This is a genomic window from Corallococcus sp. M7, assembly GCF_054512695.1.
Map to the genome: position 1 here is coordinate 9848797 of NZ_CM137252.1, position 17727 is coordinate 9866523.

Consider the following 17727-nt stretch of genomic DNA (forward strand, 5'->3'; position numbering starts at 1 on the left):
GGAGCGTCACCCCGAGGTCACTCGTGGAGCCGGGGCCGTGCGCTGGTGGACAGCCGGCCGGCTTCGAGGGCCCGGTGCTACAGCGTGTCCAGCAGCTCGCGGCACTCGCGCCGCCAGTGGAGCGCGGTGGCGGGCACGGGGCTCACCCGCACGGAGCCGTCCGTGGGCTCTCGCGACAGGAGGCGCACTTCTTCCGGACGCACGTGCTCCAGCAGGTCCGGCGAGTGCGTGGCCAGCACCACCTGCACCGGCTGGCCTCCCGTGGACTCGCCTCGCGTCATGGCCCGCAGCAGCTCCAGGACCTCGCGCACCAGGCCCGGATGCAGGGCCCGCTCCGGCTCGTCCAGCGTGAGCAGCTCCGGCAAGGGGCGCTGGTACGGCAGCACCAGGAACGCGAGCAGCCACAGCACTCCGTCCGACACATAGTCGGGGCCGAACCAGACGTCCGGGCTCCAGCGGTCGCGGAAGCGCAGCCGGAAGGAGCGGTCCTCCAGGTCTCGCGCCACGTCCACCTCCGACAGCGACGGCACGCGCCGCGCCAGCTCCTGGGAGATGACGTCCCGCGTGGACATGGGCAGCGCCGCGAAGACGCTCGCGAGGTTGCCGCCCTTGCGCTCCAGCCACGTCGCCTTCGCGGAAGAGCCGCCCTCGCGCAGCGCCTCCATGCTCAGCGACAGCTGCTGCGTGGAGTGCCCCTGGCCGGGCAGCGTGTCCATCACGCTGAACGGATACTCCACGCGCGTGCGGTCGCCGTGCGCGTACGTCCATTCGATGGAGAGCGGGCGGGACTCATCCCGCCGCCAGAAGTCCGAAGGCTCGTACGCGAGCTGGTGCTGGAGCCCCTCCAGCATGGCGGTCTTCCCCGACGCCGAGGGTCCCACCAGGACGGTCAATGGCTCCAAGGCGAGCTGCACACGAAGCAGGCACCGGTAGTGCTCGAAGCGGACGGAGGCAATCACGGCGGGGAGCCTAGCGGCCTCCCCCCAGGGGCCGTCCATGGCTCGCGTCGGACCCATGTCTCGACGCAGGGTGTCCTCCACGCCCTCCAGGCGGTCAGGCCCTTCCCCGGCGCGGCGCCTTCGCTATGGGTGAAGCGGGTCCCCTCTCCGCGCGGGCGTTCCTACCCTCGACGGTGAAGGGAGTGAGGCATGCGGATGCGCGGAAGGATCCGGGCCGTGGACCGCGCGGTGGCGCCGTGGAACCTCCCGCGCGATGTCGTGCTCCCTGGAGCGCTCGCGGGAACGCTGGGCGCCTTCGCGATGGCGGTGCTCGCCTGCGCGTTCTCGGGCGTGCTTCACGGCGAGCCCTGGCGGCCGGCGCTCCTCGTGGCGGGGCTGTTCTTCCGCGATGGCGCGGCCCACGGTGTCATGGCGGTGCTGCTCGGGCTGTTCATCCACTTCGCCGTGGCGGGCGGACTGGCCACGGGCTTCGCGCTCCTGCTGCCACGCCGGGGCACCGCCGTCGCGGCGCTCTGCTTGGGGGTCCTCTACGGCATGGGCCTGTGGGCCGTGATGTCCCGGCTGATGATTCCATTCGCGTCGCCACCCCTCTCGCGCGAAGCCCCGTCCGCGATGCTGTTCCTCCTGCACATCGCCTTCGGCGCGGCGCTCGGCACGGTGCCCGCCGCACGCGACGTCCTCACCCGCATGGACCGGCTGCGCCGCCAGCTCCAGCTCTTGAAGGCCGCCCCACCCTGACCCTCACGGCTCCCTGGGACCCGCGGGCTCCGGTGGCCTCGCGCTCCTTGGGTCTTCCATTGCTCCCGGCAGCGCCTCCACCGGAAAGGGGCCGGGGGGAATCGTGGGCCGGAAGCGCGTGCGCGTCTCCAGCACGCAGACCGCCAGCAGCACCGCCACGAACACCACCGAGGTGATCAGCACCAGCCCGTTGCTCGCGCGCTGCTCTCGCAGGTGCATGTAGAACAGGGCGATGAGCAGCCCCTTCGCTCCCGCGATGAGCAGCGCCACCGGGAGCGACCAGGCTCCGTGCGGCAGCTTGTGCAGTCCGTACGTCAGCGCCGTCAACGCGAGCAGCACCGCGCCCACGAGCAGCACTCCGGCCACGCCCAGCTGACGCCCCGGCTTCTCCACCGCGTCCTCGGTCACGGGCCCGCTCCTCATGACAGGTACAGGATGGGATAGACGAACAACCAGATGACATCCACCAGGTGCCAGTACATGCCGCCCAGCTCCACCGGCGTCGCGTACCCCGCTCCGAATGTCCCCGACGCGGACCGCACGCCCAGCACTGTCAGCACGCTCACGCCCACCGTCACGTGCAGCGCGTGGAAGCCCGTCAGCAGGTAGTACAGCGTGAAGAAGAGGCTCGCCCCCACGCGCGGCACCTCCGTGAACCGGTACGCATCCCCCGGCAGCCCGCCGTCCCTCACGTGGTGCGCGTACTCCACGCCCTTCACCCCCAGGAACACGACCCCCAACAGCGCCGCCACCAGCAGCAACGCTCCGCCCAACCCCGGCCTGTCCTCCCTCACCGCGTGCACCCCGAGCGCCACCACGATGCTGCTCGTCACCAGGATGAACGTGTTCAGCGTGCCCAGCCCCACGTCCATCGTGAGTTGCGCCGCCCGGAACACCTCTGGGTACACCGAGCGATACACGCCGTAGGCCGTGAACAGCCCCGCGAACAGCAACACCTCCGTCGCGATGAAGACCCACATGCCCAGGTACGCCGCCTGCTTGCGCGCGTCCTCGGAGCCCCAGTGCCCGGTCACGGCCTCAGGCGGCATGCGGCACCTCCTCCCGTGCGTACTCGTGCGGACCCGTGGGGTACTCGGGCGTCGTGGTGAAGTTGTGCGTGGGCGGCGGAGACGCGCTCCGCCACTCGAAGCCCTCACTGCCCCAGGGGTTGTCTCCCGCGGCCGCGCCGTAGCGGAGGCTCCACGCCAGGTACCCCGCGATGGCCAGGAACCCGAACGCCAGCAGGGACGCGCCCGCCGTGGACGCCACGTGCAGCGACTGGAAGTGCAGCGGATAGTCCGCGTACCGCCGGGGCATCCCCAGGTTCCCCAGCAAGAACTGCGGCACGAACGTGGCGATGAAGCCGAAGATGATCAACACCGCCGCGCCGTTGGCCAGCTTCGTGGGGAAGCACCTGCCGAACATCTTCGGGAACCAGTAGTGCAGCGCCGCCAGGAACGCCATCACCGTCGCCCCCACCATGATGAAGTGGAAGTGCGCCACCACCGAGTACGTGTCATGCCAGTGCAGGTTCAACGACGTGGTCGCGTACGCCACGCCAATCATCCCTCCGAAGAAGAGGAAGAACATGAACCCCAGCGTGTAGATGAGCGGCGACTCCAGCGCGATGGAGCCCCGGTAGAGCGTGCCCAGCCAGGAGAAGATTTTTATCGCCGTGAAGATGGCCACCAGCATCGACATGGCGCCGAACGCGCCGGAGCCGAAGGTGGACTGGCCGGACGCGAACATGTGGTGGCCCCAGGTGAAGAACCCCACGAACGCGATGCCCAGCGTGGAATACACAATCATCCGGTAACTGAAGGCGTTCTTGCGGCTGAAGGCGGACACCGCCTCGCTGATGACGCCCATGGACGGCAGCACCATGATGTAGACGGCCGGGTGGCTGTAGAACCAGAACAGGTGCTGGAAGAGGATGGGGTCTCCCCCTCGCGCGGGGTCGAAGATGCCCGCGCCCACCACCCGCTCCAGCGCCACCAGCAGCAGCACCATGCCCAGCACCGGCGTGGCCAGCACCTGGATGATGGACGTGCCGTAGATGGCCCAGACGAACAGCGGCACCTTCATCCACGTGAGCCCCGGCGCCCTCAGCGTGTGCACCGTGGCGATGAAGTTGAGCCCGGTGAGGATGGTGGAGAACCCGATGATGAACACGCCCATCAGCACCGGCAGCACCGCCGTGCCCGTGGTCGTGCTGTAGGGCGTGTAGAAGGTCCAGCCCGTGTCCGCGCCGCCCTCGAACATGCCCCACAGCGCGACGCTGGCGCCCAGCACGTAGAGGTACACGGACGCCAGGTTGAGCCGGGGGAAGGCCACGTCCCGGGCGCCAATCATCAGCGGCACCAGGAAGTTGCCGAAGGCGGATGGGATGGCCGGAATCATGAACAGCCACACCATGGTGACGCCGTGGAGCGTGAACATCCGGTTGTACGCCAGGTGCCCCATGATGGTGCGGCCGGGCGTGAGCAGCTCGATGCGCAGCGCCAGCGCGAACAGGCCGCCCAGGAAGAAGAAGAAGAGCGTCAGCACCAGGAACATCACCCCGATGCGCTTGTGGTCGTGCGTCGTGAGCCACGACCACAGGGTCCGTCCGTCCGACAGGTAGGACTCAGCGGCCGGTGGGAACATAGACGGGCTCCTCGGCCGCGGTGACTCCCGGGCGCAGGGGACGCAGGGACTTGATGAACTCCACGAGCGCGCCGGTGTCCTCCGCGCTCAACCGGCTGTGGTAGCCGGGCATCACGGGCGCGTAGCCGGCCACGACCTTCGCCAGCGGATCCATCATGGACTCGGTGAGGTACGCCTCGTCCGCGAGCACTGCGCCGCCGCCCTCCAGAGGTTCCGTCCTGCCATACAGCCCCAGCCACGTGGGGCCGATGTGCGGCGCGCCCGTCACCGTGTGGCATTGCAGGCAGCCCTGCGCGGCGGCGACGCGTTCGCCCCGGACGGCCATGGACTCCGGGGTGCGGGCGCCGGGCAGCGCGGCCACGGGCAGGTTGCGGCGCTGCGCGTCCTGCCACGCCTCGAAGTCCGAGGGCGAGAGCACCACCACCTCGCCGCGCATCTGCGAGTGGTCCAGCCCGCAGTACTCCGCGCACAGCACCGGGTGCCGGCCGGGCTTCGGCGCTTCGAACCAGAGGTCGGTGTAGCGGCCGGGCACCGCGTCCCGCTTCATGCGGAAGTCCGGCACGTAGAAGGAATGGATGACGTCCCGCGAGGTGAGCAGCAGCCGCACGGGCCGGCCCGCGGGCACCACCAGCGTGTCGATGGCGCTCGGCCCTCCGGGATAGGTGAACTTCCACATCCACTGCTTGGCGGTGACGTACACGTCCAGCGAGTCCTGGGGCGGGCTCATCACCCAGACGAACTGTTTGAAGCCCAGGACGAACCAGAGCAGGAACAGCGACAGCGGCACGCCAATGAACAGCGCCTCCATCCACGTGGGCGCCACCACGCGCGGCGTAGGGTCGGACGCCGTGCGCCGGCGGTAGCGCACGAGGAACACGAGGCCGACGGCGCCAATGCCCACTGCCACCGCGAACGTGGTGAGGAGCAGGACGTAGTGCAGGTGGTCCACCTTCACCGCGAAGGTGGAGCCCTGCTCCGGGAGGAAGAAGAGGCGGCGCAGCAGCTCGTTCATCGCGCGCCTCCTTCACCTTCGGAGAGAAGCTGCCGCATGGCCGCGTCGATGGGCTGGTGGATGACGCCCGCGTCCGCGTCCACCCAGCCGTAGCCGTCCAGCCGCTCGCGCTGCCGCGCCTTCAGCTCGTCCGCTCTGCGGTCCAGCGAGAAGGGGGGCTGGTCGAGCATGCCGATCTGTTGGGTGCTCGGAGGCATGGGGAGGGGGCTCTCGGACGCGGGACGCCAGAGGACCCACAGGGCCCACGCCGCGACACTGGCCGCCGCGAGCAGCGCCAGCGCCACGGCCCCCACGCGCAGCAGCCACGCGGTGGGCAGCTTCTCCAGCTCCGGAGGCGGTGGACGGGCTTCGCTCATGGCGGGCGCACCTGGAGCGAGTGGACGAGGTACGGATCCGCCACGGGCACGGGGTAGCCGCCACGTGAGCGCCAGAGGGCCGCCGCCACGGACAGCCCGCCCACGCCCAGCCACGCGGTGAGCGCCGTCCAGGGGATGACGACGCGCTCCGGGGAGAGCGAGGGGAACAGCAGCCACGCGACATCCACGGCGTGCATCGCGAGCATCCACAGCGCCACGCCCCCCAGCACCCTCGGGCGCGACTTGAGCTCGCGTGACAGGAGCAGGGCGAAGGGGATGACGAAGTGCCCCAACACCAGCACGAGCGACAGCACGCCCCAGCCGCCCTCCAGGCGGACGCGGTACCAGCTCACCTCCTCTGGCAGGGCGGCGACCCACATGAGCATGAACTGCGAATAGGCGATGTAGGCCCAGAAGCAGATGAAGGCGAACATCAGCGTGCCCAGCCGGTGGTAGTGGCCTGGGGACATCAGGCTGCCGAAGTGCTGCGTGCCGCGCGTGGCCGCGCCCGCGATGATCATCAAGGCCAGCGCGCCCACGAACGCACCGGAGAAGACGTGGACGGCGTAGACGGTGGACTGCCACGTCGCCTCCAGCGACATCATCCAGTCCAGCGTCATGAAGGAGAACGTGAGGCCCAGCGCGGGCAGCGAGCCCCCGCCCAGCCGCCGCTGCCACACCGTCCAGCGCAGGTCGCCCGTCGCGTCCTGGCGCACGGACCAGCGGTACAGCAGGTGGCCCACCAGCCCCCAGGTGACGAAGTACAGCGCCGCGCGCGCCAGGAAGAAGGGCACGTTGTTGTAGAGCCGCCGGTGTTCGAGCACATGCAGCGTGTGCTCGCCCAGACTCGCGGCCGGAGCGACCCACGGAAACAGGTGCCGCATTCCCAGCGCGAGCGGCACGAACAGCACGAGGAACAGCGGCGCGGTGGCGGCGCAGACCTCCAGCGCGCGACGCAGCACCACGGGCCAGCGCGCCTTCGACGCGTGGAAGGAGGCGAGCAGCAGCAGCGCGCCCAGACACAGGCCCAGCCAGTAGGTAAAGCCGAAGAGGTAGCCCGCGAGGGCCTGGCGCACGTCGAGGAAGGCACCGACGGCGGTGGCCGCGAGGCCCACGACGCCGAGCACCGCGCTGATGCCCATCGCGCGCTGTCCGCCCTCGAAGCGTGGGAGCACGGGAGAGGTCATCGCGCGAGGACCTCCTCCTGGCTGGACCGCGCCCGCACGGTGGCGCGCGCGAAGGATGGCGGCGCCAGGCTCTCGGTCAGGAAGACCGTCTTCGAGAATGAGAAGGCAGGAGCCCGGCGAGGCCACCCCGTCGGCGGTGCCCCGTGGAAACCTGTCCGGCTGTCCGACAGGTTTGGATGCCCGTGTTCGACGGGAGCCGCCGCTCCATCCGGACCTCGGAAACCTGTCCGGCTGTCCGACAGGTTTGGGCTGCCGTTCCGGACGAGGGCTCTGCCGCCCAGAGTTCGGAAACCTGTCCGACTGTCCGACAGGTTTGGATGCCCGTGTTCGACGGGAGCCGCCGCTCCACCCGGACCTCGGAAACCTGTCCGGCTGTCCGACAGGTTTGGATGCCCGTGTTCGACGGGAGCAGCCGCTCCACCCGGGTCGCGGAAACCGGTCCGACTGTCCGACAGGTTTGGATGCCCGTGTTCGACGGGAGCAGCCGCTCCACCCGGGCCGCGGAAACCGATCCGACTGTCGGACAGGTTTGAACCGCCATGCGGGACAGGGACCGCTCCACCCGGGCCGCGGAAACCTGCCCGACTGTCCGACAGGTCGGACCGGAGTGACCGTCCCATCCGGATCGCGCAAACCTGTCCGACTGTCCGACACCTTTGGACGGCTGCGGCTTCGGGGGCTGCCGTTGCATCCGGGTCTCGGAAACCTGTCCGACTGTCCGACAGGTTTGGACAGCCGCGGTCGCGGGGGCTGCCGGTCCACTCCGGCCGAGGAGACCTGTCCGACTGTCCGACAGGTTTGGACAGCCGTGTCGGACGGGGGGTGTACAGAATGGGGGTCCAGGGACCCAGCGCGATGGAAGCCGGGGGCGTCATCGTGCTCCAACCTCCTTGCGCAGCCGTGCCTGCACGTCAGGCGGCGCGGCGGTGAGCGGCGCTCTCTGGCTGCGGCCCAGGGCTCGCAGGTACGCGACCACGGCCCAGCGTTCGTGGGGCGCGAGCTGTGGGCCGTAGGCGGGCATCACGCCGAAGCCGTGGGAGATGACCGCGAAGTAGAAGCCCGGCGGGTGCGGCAGATCTCCCGTCGTGGAGGGCTCGTTGAGCCGTCCCTCCATCGCGAGGCCTCGGGGTCCCACGAGCGCCGCCTGCCGGGCCCTCGCCGCGTCCGCGTCCCCTACCGTCACCTGCCCACTTCCGGAGGACGCCGCCCATGCCCGGGGCCAGCCCGCATCGCTCGTCCAGGCGACCGGGGCTTCGGGCCGCCCCGCATCGGTCGTGTCCCTCACGGCACCCCACCCGTCCACCCTCTGGGGCAGCGGGAACGCCTCCGGCCCCACCCTCGCGGTCACGGCCTGCGTTCCCGTGTACGGGGCTTCGCCCTCCACGACGCCGTAGACCACCTGCTTCGCATGGTCGTGCGGCACGAACAGCCCGGGCGGCCGGCGCTGCGGCATCTTCCTGGCCACGATGGCGTCCCCGTCTCCCGTCAGCCCGTGGCACACCGCGCACCAGGTCTCGTAGGCCGTGCGCCCCTCCTCCAGGAGCTGACGGGTCACCGGCACCGGCACGGCCTGAAGCCAGCCTCCGTCCGCCGTGAGCCCCTGCGTCTCCCCACGCGTGCGCCACTCCTGCGCCACCGTCCCCGGCACCAGGGGACGCATCGCCCGGCCGTCCTCGAAGAACGTGCTCGCCCCGAGCGCCTCCGCTCGCGGCTGCGACGCCATCGGATCCGTGTCGTCGCACGCGGCCATCCCGAGCAGCACCATGAGTGCCTGGCGCCTCATCGCGCCCCCTCCGCCACCACCGACACCTGCCGCGCGCCCAGCTCGCGCAGCGCCGCCTCCACCTTCGGCGCGTCCTCTCCGTCCACCACCACGCTCGCCCAGAAGCCGTCCACGGACGCGCTGCGGAAGGACTCCACGTCGAACACCGGGTGCGTCACGTGCGGGAAGCCGAAGAGCAGCATCAGCGCACCAACCACCGTCAGCGCCGCGCTCAGCACCCCCAGCTCGAACGTGATGGGCAGGTTCGTGGGCACGCTGTGCAGCGGCCGGCCGCCCACGTCCAACGGATAGTCCACCGCGTTCGTGAACCACTGGGTCACGTACGCGAACACCGCCCCTCCCAGCCCCGCCCCCAGGGTCAGCATCGGCAACCACGAGCGCTTCAGCCCCAGCGCCTCGAAGGTCTCCTCCACCGGGAACGGCGTGTGCGCGTCCAGTTGCTCGAAGCCCCTCGCCCGCAGGTCCTTCAGCGCGGCCACCAGCGCGCCACTGGACGCGAACTCCCCCAGCACCCAGTGGCGGCTCATGGCGCACCGCCTGGAGGTGTGCCCTGTTCACGCCGGAAGTGGAGCGACGCGTCCACCTCGCGCTGGAGTTCCTTCATCTCGCTCACGGACACGGCCGGCACGAACTTGAGGAACAGCAGGAACGCCGTGCCGAAGAACGCCACCGTGCCGCCCAGCAGGCTCCAGTCCACCCACGTGGGCCGGTACGCCGCCCAGGACGATGGCAGGAAGTCCATGCTCAGCGACGCCACCACGATGAGGAAGCGCTCCGTCCACATCCCCACGTTGATGAGCAGCGCCGCCACCCACAGCACCGCCACGTTCGTGCGCAGCCGGGGGAACCAGAACAACTGCGGCACCAGCACGTTGCAGAACACCTGCATCCAGAACAGCGGCGCGTACGGCCCGAAGAACTCGGCCTCCGTGGCGTGCATCTCGAAGGGGTTCCCGCTGAACCAGGCGAAGAAGTGCTCCTGGATGTAGCCGTAGGCCACCATCCACCCCGTGGCCAGCAGCACCTTCGCCATGTTGTCCAGGTGCAGCGGCGTCACCACGTGCTCGATGCCCAGCGCCTTGCGCGCCGGAATCAACAGCGTGAGCACCAGCGCGAAGCCGCTGAACACCGCGCCCGCGACGAAGTACGGTGGGAAGATGGTCGTGTGCCAGCCCGGCAACTGCGCCACCGCGAAGTCGAAGGACACGATGGTGTGCACGCTCACCACCAGCGGCGTGGCCAGCCCCGCCAGCAGCAGGTAGCCCGTGCGCCACTGCCGCCAGTGCCGCGCCGAGCCCCGCCAGCCCAGGCTCGCCAGCCCGTACCAGAAGCGCGCCCGGGGCGTCTTCGCCGTGTCGCGCGCCGTGGCCAGGTCTGGAATCAGCCCCACGAACCAGAACAGCAGCGACACCGTGAGGTACGTCCCCACCGCCGCGATGTCCCACGTCAGCGGCGAGCGGAACTGCGGCCACGCCCGCAGGCTGCTGGGATAGGGCACCAGCCAGTAGAACTTCCACGGCCGCCCCAGGTGCAGCAGCGGGAAGAGCCCCGCGCACGTCACCGCGAAGAGCGTCATGGCCTCCGCGAAGCGGTTGATGGACCCTCGCCACTTCTCCTGGAACAGCAGCAGGATGGCGCTGATGAGCGTCCCCGCGTGGCCAATTCCAATCCACCACACGAAGTTCGTGATGCCGAACGCCCACGCCACCGGGATGTTGTTGCCCCACGTCCCCACGCCCACGAAGAGCGTCACGCAGATGGCCACCACCAGCACCGCGGTCCCGGCCAGCCCCAGCCCCAGCAACGTCCACCAGGTCCGGCCCGCGGGGCGGTGCACGAAGGCCAGCAGCGACTCGCTGTAGGCGCGGTCGGAGTGGCGCCCCTCCAGCAGCGGGTGCTCGGTGAGCGGATCCCCGGGCGCGGGCACCTGCGGGTCGGCCGTGCTCATGCGCCTCCCTTCGGCGCCGGGTTCTTCAAACGCACCAGGTGCACCGTGCGCGGCCGGGTGCCCAGCGTGTTGAGCAGCTTGTAGTGCCTCGGGTCCTCGTGCTCGCGGCGCACGCGGGACCCCGGCGCGAGCAGGTCCCCGAAGGTGATGGCCTCCGTGGGACAGGCCTGCTGACAGGCGGTGCGGACCTCGCCGTCACGCACGTCCCGGTGCGCCGCGCGCGCGACGGTGCGGGCCCGTTCGATGCGCTGCACGCAGTACGTGCACTTCTCCATCACCCCGCGCGAGCGCACCGTCACGTCCGGGTTCTGGCGCAGCGTCGTGAGGGGCTCCTTCCGCTGGTACTCCAGGTAGTTGAAGCGGCGGACCTTGTAGGGGCAGTTGTTGGAGCAGTACCGCGTGCCGATGCAGCGGTTGTAGACCATCTGGTTGAGGCCCTCGTCCGAGTGGACGGTGGCGTTCACCGGGCACACGTATTCGCAGGGCGCGGCCTCGCAGTGCACGCAGGCCACGGGTTGGGTGATGAAGCCCGGGTCGTCCGGGTCGCCCAGGAAGTACCGGTCGATGCGAAGCCAGTGCATCTCCCGGCTGCGCAGCACGCCGTCGCGCCCCACCACCGGCACGTTGTTCTCCGACTGGCAGGCCACCATGCACGCGCTGCACCCCGTGCACCGGTGCAGGTCGATGGCCATGGCCCACTGGTGGCGGTCGCTCTTCAGCAGCGCGTTGGGCGGGTAGAGCCGCTCGCCGTCCTCCTGGAGCGAGTGGAGCGCCTGGGGCTTCGCGCGGAAGGACGCCTGCGGGAGCTGGAGCGCCAGTTGGCGGCCCTCCATGCTCCAGTGCTCCTGCGTGAGCGCCAGCGCGTGATGGCGGCCCGTGCGGGTGAGGCTCACGGTGGTGCCGCCCCACGGCCAGGAGGGGATCCGCAGCGCGTTCGCGTTGACGCCCACGCCCTGGCCCACGGGCCCGACGCGCTCGCGGCCGTGGCCCAGCGCCAGCGTCACCGTGTCGTCCGGCTGACCGGGCAGCACCAGCACGGGCACCTCCACCGCCCGGCCCAGCAGCTCGATGCGCGCGACGTCTCCCTTCTCCAGCGACAGGGCCCGCGCGGTGGCCGGAGAGAGCAGCGCCGCGTTGTCCCAGGTGAGCTTCGTCACCGGATCGGGCAGCTCCTGGAGCCACGCGTTGCCCGCGAAGCGGCCGTCGTACAGCCGCGAGTCCAGCACCAGGGACAGCTCCAGGCCCTCGGGTGCCTCACGCAGGTGGCTCGCGCGGGCGTCCGCTCGACGGTCCGGCATCGCCCCGATGGGCCGGGAGGACTCCAACCCCGCGACCTCCCGCGCGTCGCGAATCACCTCGGCTTCGTCCAGCACGGCCCGCGCGGGCGGGGCCTGGGTCTCCGGGATGACGCCGTCCGCGAGCCACGTCTCCCAGCGCGCCTCGAAGTCCGGCGGCGAGCCCACGCGTTCCCGCCACAGGGACTTGAGCAGGTCGTAGGGGCTCCGCGACTCCACGCCCGCGAAGACGGACAGGAGCTCCACCTCGGAGACCGCTCCGGGGAACAGGGGCGCGATGAGGGGTTGCAGCACGGACGCGGTGCCGTCCGGTGCGCGGCCGTCGCGCCAGGACTCGAAGGGATGCGTCGCGGGGACGAAGGTGGGGCAGAGCGCCGCCGTCTCGTCCTCGTGGAGGCCGTGGTACAGGCGGAAGGGGACACGCTCCAGATGGCGCGCGAAGTCCGATTCTACCATCGCCGTCCAGGCCGGGTTCCACGCCGTGATGATCAGCGTGTCCACCCGCCCGTTGAACATCTCCCCCATGAGCGAGTTCAGCGCCTCGGGCCCCCCATCCGGGAGCGCCACGGGGTCGAGCAGCCGGGGCGTGTTGCCCAGCGCCTCGTCCATCGCGAACGCCAGCTCATGCACCAGCGGGGGCTGGCGCGGGCCCACCGTCACCCGCCCCTGCCCCCGGTGCGCGAGCAGGTCCCTCGCCGCGCCGCGCACCCAGGCGCGCTGCGCATCCGTGAGCGCGGTCGATGGTACGCGCAGGCTCGCGAGCCCCGAGGCCAATGCTGGCGAGACACGCGGACGCGGCCCGCCTTCCGCGGAGGGCCCGTGCGCGGAACTTGATGGAGCGCGTGCGTTCGCACTGCCTCCACCGGCGGCTCCATGCGCGGAGCCCGCTGGAGCACTCGGGCCAGGCCCTGGCGCGGAACTTGATGGAGCACGTGCGTTCGCATTGCCTCCACCGGCGGCTCCATGCGCGGAGCCCGCTGGAGCACTCGGGCCAGGCCCTGGCGCGGAGTCCGATGGAGCGCGTGCGTTCGCATTGCCTCCACCGGCGGCTCTATGCGCGGAGTCCGATGGAACACTCGGGCCAGGCCCTGGCGTGGTCCCTGATGGAGCACGTGCGTTCGCATTGCCTCCATCGGCGGCTCCATGCGCGGAGTCCGCTGGAACACTCGGGCCAGGCCCTGGCGTGGTCCCTGATGGAGCACGTGCGTTCGCACTGCCTCCACCGGCGGCTCCATGCGCGGAGTCCGCTGGAGCACTCAGGCCAAGCCCTGACGCGGGCTGCGCTGGAGCGTGCGTGTCGGCGCCTTGTCCCGCTGGCGCATTGCCGCTCAACCCCGCGCCCACTTCCGCCGCCAGCGCGAGCATCAGCGCGACGCCCTGCGACGGGCGCATCCGCAGCCGTTCGTCGGCGAAGCCACCCGTGATGCTCAGCGTGCTCTCCGCCACCCACATCCGGTTCATCGCGTCCGGCTTGCGCGCGCTCACGAAGTCCCGCGCCGCGCGCAGGTGCCCGGGTTGTGTGGTCGCGAGGAAGTCGTCGTCCACCGCCACCACCACCGCGCGCCCCACGTCGTGCACCACGTCCAGCACCCTGCCGTACGCCAGCCGGGTGCCCTCGCGGCGCCCGTCCGCCAGGGCCAGGCCGCAGGGGATGATGCGCGCGTACGGGAAGCGCTCCTGGATGCGCGCGTACAGCGCCTGCACCAGCGGGCTGCTCGTGGGCTCCACCAGGAAGCGCAGCCCCGCGCCCTGGTCGGCGCGCTCGGCGTGCTTTCGCAGGGCATCCCGCACGGTGCTCCACGCGGCCTCCACGCCTTGCAGCCGCGCGGCCTTCGCTCTCGCGGGGTCGTAGAGCCCCAGCAGCGCCGCCTGCTCGAAGACGCCCGCCGCGCCCAGGCTGGCCGGATGCAGCGGGTTGCCCTCCACCTTCGTGGGCCGCCCCTCGTGGCTCTCCACCACCAGCCCCACCGTGCGGCCGTTCCACTCCAGCCCCGTGGCGAAGTGCAGCGGCACGCCCGGCGTCAGCCCCTCCGGCGGCGTCGAATACGGGAGGATCTTCTCCGGCGGCTGACGGAAGCACCCGCTGAAGCCCGCTGCCGCCAGCGACGCCGCCGCGAGTTGCAGGAAGGTGCGCCGCGCCACGCCCTCGGGCGGGAGCATCGCGCCGGGAGGATGTTCGCGTGACAGGTCCTCGCGTCCGGGGCCTCCCGCGCGCCACTCCTCCAGGCTGCGCCACGCGCGCACCGGCTCCGTCCCGTCAGCGCCGGGCGTGTCGCGGGCCTCCGTCCGTGCGGGGTCGGTCAGAAGTGGCATGTGTTGCAGTCCGTCCTCGGGTTCACGTCGAGCGCGGCCTGCACCGCGCGGCCCGTCTCCCTCGGGTCTCCGGGGGGACGCCACGTGAGGTTCGCGACCTCGGACACGGGGCGCAGCCACGGTGTCGGGTCGCGGTGACAGTCCAGGCACCAGCCCATGGTGAGCGGCGCCACCTGTTGCACCGCCGGCATGGTGTCCACGCGGCCGTGGCAGGTGACGCAGCCCACGCCCTTGTTCACGTGGATCTGATGGCTGAACCAGACATAGTCCGGCAGCGCGTGCACCCGGTTCCACGGCAGCGGCGCGCCGTCGAAGCCGCTGGCGCGCACCGGCTCCAGCCGGGCACTCTCGTTCCACACCTGCGCGTGGCATCCCAGGCAGCGCTGCGTGGGCGGCACTCCCGCCACCGGTGAGCGCCACGCGCCCTCATGGCAGTAGCCGCAGGGGATGCCCTCGTCGCCCACGTGGTGGCGGTGGTCGAAGGGAAGCGGCTGCTCGTGAGGCGTGAACGAGCCCCGCCCCAGCGGGTTGCGCGCGAGCAGCAGCAGGCCCGCCAGCGACACCGCGGGCACACCCAGAGCCAGGGCGATGAACGCCCGCAGCACCGAGTCAGTCCCCGGGCGGAACAGCGGAGCCATGGCCCCCCTTCCAACGTGGAAGCCTCCGCGGGCCTGGTCACCGGAGGCGGCGCGACTGTGGGCGCGGCCTCTCGGCAACCACCAGCCTCCCGTTCACGTCCCGTCGCGTTTCACACGGCCAGGACGCACGACGTTCGACAGTCCACAGCAACGCCGTCCACACGTTCAGCCTCGGGAGGCGTGCCGCACGGGGCACCTCGTCGGGCGCTCCAGCCGGCGCACCTGTTCGACGTCATCGAACCGTGGTGAAAGGGCATTCCATGATCTACGACGTGGTCATCGCAGGGGCCGGCCCGGTCGGCCTGTTCCTCGCCTGCGAGCTGCGGCTCGCGAAATGCTCCGTGCTGGTGCTCGAGCAAGCGGAGGATCCGCACTCGCCCCTGAAGCGGCTCCCGTTTGGCAGGAGAGGCCTCTGGGGCCCCAGCGTGGAAGCCTTCTACCGGCGCGGATTGCTGGAACAGATTGCGTCGCAACGTCGCGCCGATGAGAGGGCCCCGGGACCCATGGCGTCCGGAGCACAGCCCCGCGGGCCCGCCGGACACTTCGCGGGCATCCCGCTCGACTCCAGCAACATCGATTCGTCGCGGTGGACGTACCGGCTCCCAGGCCCGGCGGACACCCAGTTGGGGAGCGAGACGGAGCACCTCGAGCGCGTCCTCGCGACGCATGCGCTCTCCCTCGGAGTCGAGATCCGGCGCGGCCAGGGGGTCGAAGGCTTCGAGGTCTCGAACGATGAGGTCACCGTCCATGCCGGCGAGCAGCGCGTTCGCGCGCGGTGGCTCGTGGGCTGCGACGGCGGCCGCAGCACCGTCCGCAAGCAGGGGGGCTTCGAGTTCGTGGGGACCGAGCCCGAGTTCACGGGCTATTCAATCCAGGCCGAGCTCGCTGATCCGGAGAAGCTCCGCCCGGGCCGTCACTACACGCCGGCCGGCATGTACAACCAGGGGCAGCCTGGGGTCATCGCGCTGGCCGACTTCGACGGCGGCGCCTTCCATCGCACCCAACCGCTCACGCTCGAGCACGTGCAAGCCGTCTTGCGGCGCGTGTCCTGCACCGACGTGACCCTCAAGGCGTTGAGCGTCGCCACGACCTGGACCGACCGCGCGTACCAGGCAACGACCTACCGCAAGGGACGGGTGCTGCTGGCGGGCGACGCCGCGCACATCCATTCACCGCTGGGCGGCCAGGGCCTGAACCTCGGGCTGGGAGACGCCATCAACCTCGGGTGGAAGCTCGCCGCGACCCTCCGAGGCAATGCCCCCGAGGGTCTGCTCGACAGCTACACCGCGGAGCGGCACCCGGTCGGAGCGAGCATCCTCGACTGGTCGCGGGCCCAGGTGACGCTGATGCGCCCCCAGCGACAGTCCCGCGCGCTCGAAGCCATCCTGCGCGACCTCATCGACACGCGCGACGGCGCGACCTACTTCGCTGAACGGGTCTGGGGGGTGTCCCTGCGCTACGACCTGGGCGAGGCCCACCCGTTGGTGGGCCGCAGCTGCCCGGACTTCGAGCTGGAGGACGGAACGAGGCTGGGCACACGGCTCCGGGATGGAACGGGTGTGCTGCTGGACTTCGGCCGGCAGGCGTCACTCCAGGCGCTGGAGGGCCTCTGGGGCGAACAGGTCCGTTACGTGGCCCGCGACGCCAGGAATCGCCTGGGACTGAGCGCGTTGCTCGTGCGTCCGGATGGGTTCGTCGCATGGGCGAGCGAGACGACCCCGCATCCCGAGGAGGTCACACGCGCCGCGGCGAGGTGGTTCGCGAGCCGCGCGCGCTGAGCCCCAGGACTCAGGACGGCAGCGTGCGTCCGCGCACGGGCACGGAGGCCGCCATCACCGACGCCGCGCCCACGTAGACGTCCACCGGCGACAGCGGCCCCGAGCCCGGCAGCGCCGCCAGCTCGCGCACCACCGCGTCCCGCCCGTGGCACTCCACGCCGCGCTCCATGCAGTCGCGCAGCGCCGCCTGGAGCTCCACGGCGGAGTCCGCCCCGCGCGCATCCAGCAGCACCCCGCGCAGCACGTTCCGCAGCGCGGGCGACACCCCGCCCAGCGCCGCGTCCACTCCGGCCGCGTCCTCCGGAACCACCGTGTTCCCGGACACCAGCTCCAGCAACACCCGCCCCAGCGCGCGCAGGTCCTCCCGCGCCTCCACCGGCGAGTCCACCGCGTCCTCGCGCACGGGCAGTTCCACCACGTCCGGCCGCGACGGCGACGTGAAGCGGCGCAGCAGCGCACGCGCGGACTTGAGCCCGAAGTCCGTCAGCGTCACCTCGCCCCGAGGCCCCACGCGGATGCGGTGCGCATGCACGTCCCCGTGCACCACGCGCGCGCCATGCGCGGCCTGGAGCGCTCCCGCCACCTCCGCGCCCACGTGACACACGAACGCTTCCGACGGCCGTCCCCCCCGCCCCAGCACCCGCCGGCGCGCCGTGGCCAGCGAGCAGCCCGGGACGTAGTCCGACACCACCGTCAGCGTGTCGCGCACGTCCACCTGGAAGCCATGGAGCCTGGCGATGCCCGGATGCCGCAGCGGCACCGCCCGCGCCAGCGCATCCTCCAACGGACGCCGCGTCTCCGGCGCCAGCCCCGACGCCAGCAGGAACGTCTTCACCACCAGCGGGCGCGCGTCCACCGCGTCCTGCTCCAGCGGCCACACCAGGGACACCCACTCGCCCAGCGGGCCCCTCCCCAGCGGATGCAGGGGGGCGAACGCGGGCAGCCGGCAAGCGAACGGAAGCACGGACATGGCACCCTCCAACCCAACACATCCAACCCGTGACGTCAATCCCACGCAGCCTACGTCACGGGTCCTGCACTCCCCGACACCCGGGCACGAAGCCCAGAGTGCCG

General features: G+C 71.1%; 15 protein-coding genes. 2 read left to right on the plus strand and 13 right to left on the minus strand.

All coding sequences use genetic code 11. The features are described 5' to 3' along the window. Positions 1–77: 77 nt before the first annotated feature. Positions 78–959, minus strand: coding sequence for an AAA family ATPase (locus ACX114_RS39780; RefSeq protein WP_459293265.1), 882 nt, complete (start codon positions 957–959; stop codon positions 78–80). A gap of 195 nt (positions 960–1154) precedes the next feature. Between ACX114_RS39780 and ACX114_RS39785 the strand changes: the two genes are divergently transcribed. Further along, positions 1155–1697 (plus strand): hypothetical protein, encoded by a 543-nt coding sequence (locus ACX114_RS39785; protein ID WP_459293267.1) that lies wholly within the window; start codon positions 1155–1157, stop codon positions 1695–1697. Positions 1698–1700: 3 nt separating this feature from the next. Here ACX114_RS39785 and ACX114_RS39790 read toward each other — a convergent pair whose 3' ends face one another. The 11 genes from ACX114_RS39790 to ACX114_RS39840 form a co-directional block, all read right to left on the minus strand. Further along, positions 1701–2105: a cytochrome C oxidase subunit IV family protein gene (locus tag ACX114_RS39790; protein WP_459293269.1), complete on the minus strand. Its 405-nt coding sequence runs from the start codon at positions 2103–2105 to the stop codon at positions 1701–1703. 11 nt (positions 2106–2116) lie between these two features. After that, on the minus strand, positions 2117–2746 hold the full coding sequence (locus tag ACX114_RS39795; protein WP_459293271.1) for a cytochrome c oxidase subunit 3: 630 nt from the start codon (positions 2744–2746) through the stop codon (positions 2117–2119). Next, on the minus strand, positions 2736–4343 hold the full coding sequence (locus ACX114_RS39800; RefSeq protein WP_459293272.1) for a cbb3-type cytochrome c oxidase subunit I: 1608 nt from the start codon (positions 4341–4343) through the stop codon (positions 2736–2738). The genes ACX114_RS39795 and ACX114_RS39800 overlap by 11 nt, the downstream gene beginning before the upstream one ends. Continuing rightward, positions 4324–5355 carry a cytochrome c oxidase subunit II gene (gene coxB, locus ACX114_RS39805; protein WP_459293274.1) on the minus strand — a complete coding sequence of 344 codons (1032 nt, stop codon included), beginning with the start codon at positions 5353–5355 and terminating at the stop codon, positions 4324–4326. Before coxB ends, ACX114_RS39800 begins: the two co-directional genes overlap by 20 nt. Next, the gene (locus ACX114_RS39810; protein WP_459293276.1) at positions 5352–5711 is read right to left on the minus strand and encodes a hypothetical protein; all 360 of its coding nucleotides are present in this window, start codon (positions 5709–5711) and stop codon (positions 5352–5354) included. Before ACX114_RS39810 ends, coxB begins: the two co-directional genes overlap by 4 nt. After that, positions 5708–6898, minus strand: coding sequence for a hypothetical protein (locus ACX114_RS39815; protein WP_459293278.1), 1191 nt, complete (start codon positions 6896–6898; stop codon positions 5708–5710). The genes ACX114_RS39810 and ACX114_RS39815 overlap by 4 nt, the downstream gene beginning before the upstream one ends. Before the next feature lie 871 nt (positions 6899–7769). Further along, complete coding sequence (locus ACX114_RS39820) at positions 7770–8681, minus strand: c-type cytochrome (protein WP_459293280.1); 912 nt, start codon at positions 8679–8681, stop codon at positions 7770–7772. Then, positions 8678–9208 (minus strand): DUF3341 domain-containing protein, encoded by a 531-nt coding sequence (locus tag ACX114_RS39825; RefSeq protein ID WP_459293282.1) that lies wholly within the window; start codon positions 9206–9208, stop codon positions 8678–8680. The genes ACX114_RS39820 and ACX114_RS39825 overlap by 4 nt, the downstream gene beginning before the upstream one ends. Then, positions 9205–10629, minus strand: a complete 1425-nt coding sequence (nrfD, locus tag ACX114_RS39830) for an NrfD/PsrC family molybdoenzyme membrane anchor subunit (protein ID WP_459293284.1) — start codon at positions 10627–10629, stop codon at positions 9205–9207. The genes ACX114_RS39825 and nrfD overlap by 4 nt, the downstream gene beginning before the upstream one ends. Continuing rightward, positions 10626–14237: a TAT-variant-translocated molybdopterin oxidoreductase gene (locus ACX114_RS39835; RefSeq protein WP_459293286.1), complete on the minus strand. Its 3612-nt coding sequence runs from the start codon at positions 14235–14237 to the stop codon at positions 10626–10628. Before ACX114_RS39835 ends, nrfD begins: the two co-directional genes overlap by 4 nt. Beyond that, positions 14225–14875 (minus strand): cytochrome c3 family protein, encoded by a 651-nt coding sequence (locus ACX114_RS39840; RefSeq protein WP_459293288.1) that lies wholly within the window; start codon positions 14873–14875, stop codon positions 14225–14227. Before ACX114_RS39840 ends, ACX114_RS39835 begins: the two co-directional genes overlap by 13 nt. A gap of 260 nt (positions 14876–15135) precedes the next feature. On the opposite strand from ACX114_RS39840, the gene ACX114_RS39845 reads away from it, so the two are divergent. Then, on the plus strand, positions 15136–16653 hold the full coding sequence (locus tag ACX114_RS39845) for an FAD-dependent monooxygenase (RefSeq protein WP_459293290.1): 1518 nt from the start codon (positions 15136–15138) through the stop codon (positions 16651–16653). A 10-nt stretch (positions 16654–16663) separates the two neighbouring features. Here the strand turns inward: ACX114_RS39845 and ACX114_RS39850 are convergent, their stop codons facing one another. After that, positions 16664–17623, minus strand: coding sequence for a protein kinase (locus ACX114_RS39850; protein WP_459293292.1), 960 nt, complete (start codon positions 17621–17623; stop codon positions 16664–16666). Between the last annotated feature and the right edge of the window lie 104 nt (positions 17624–17727).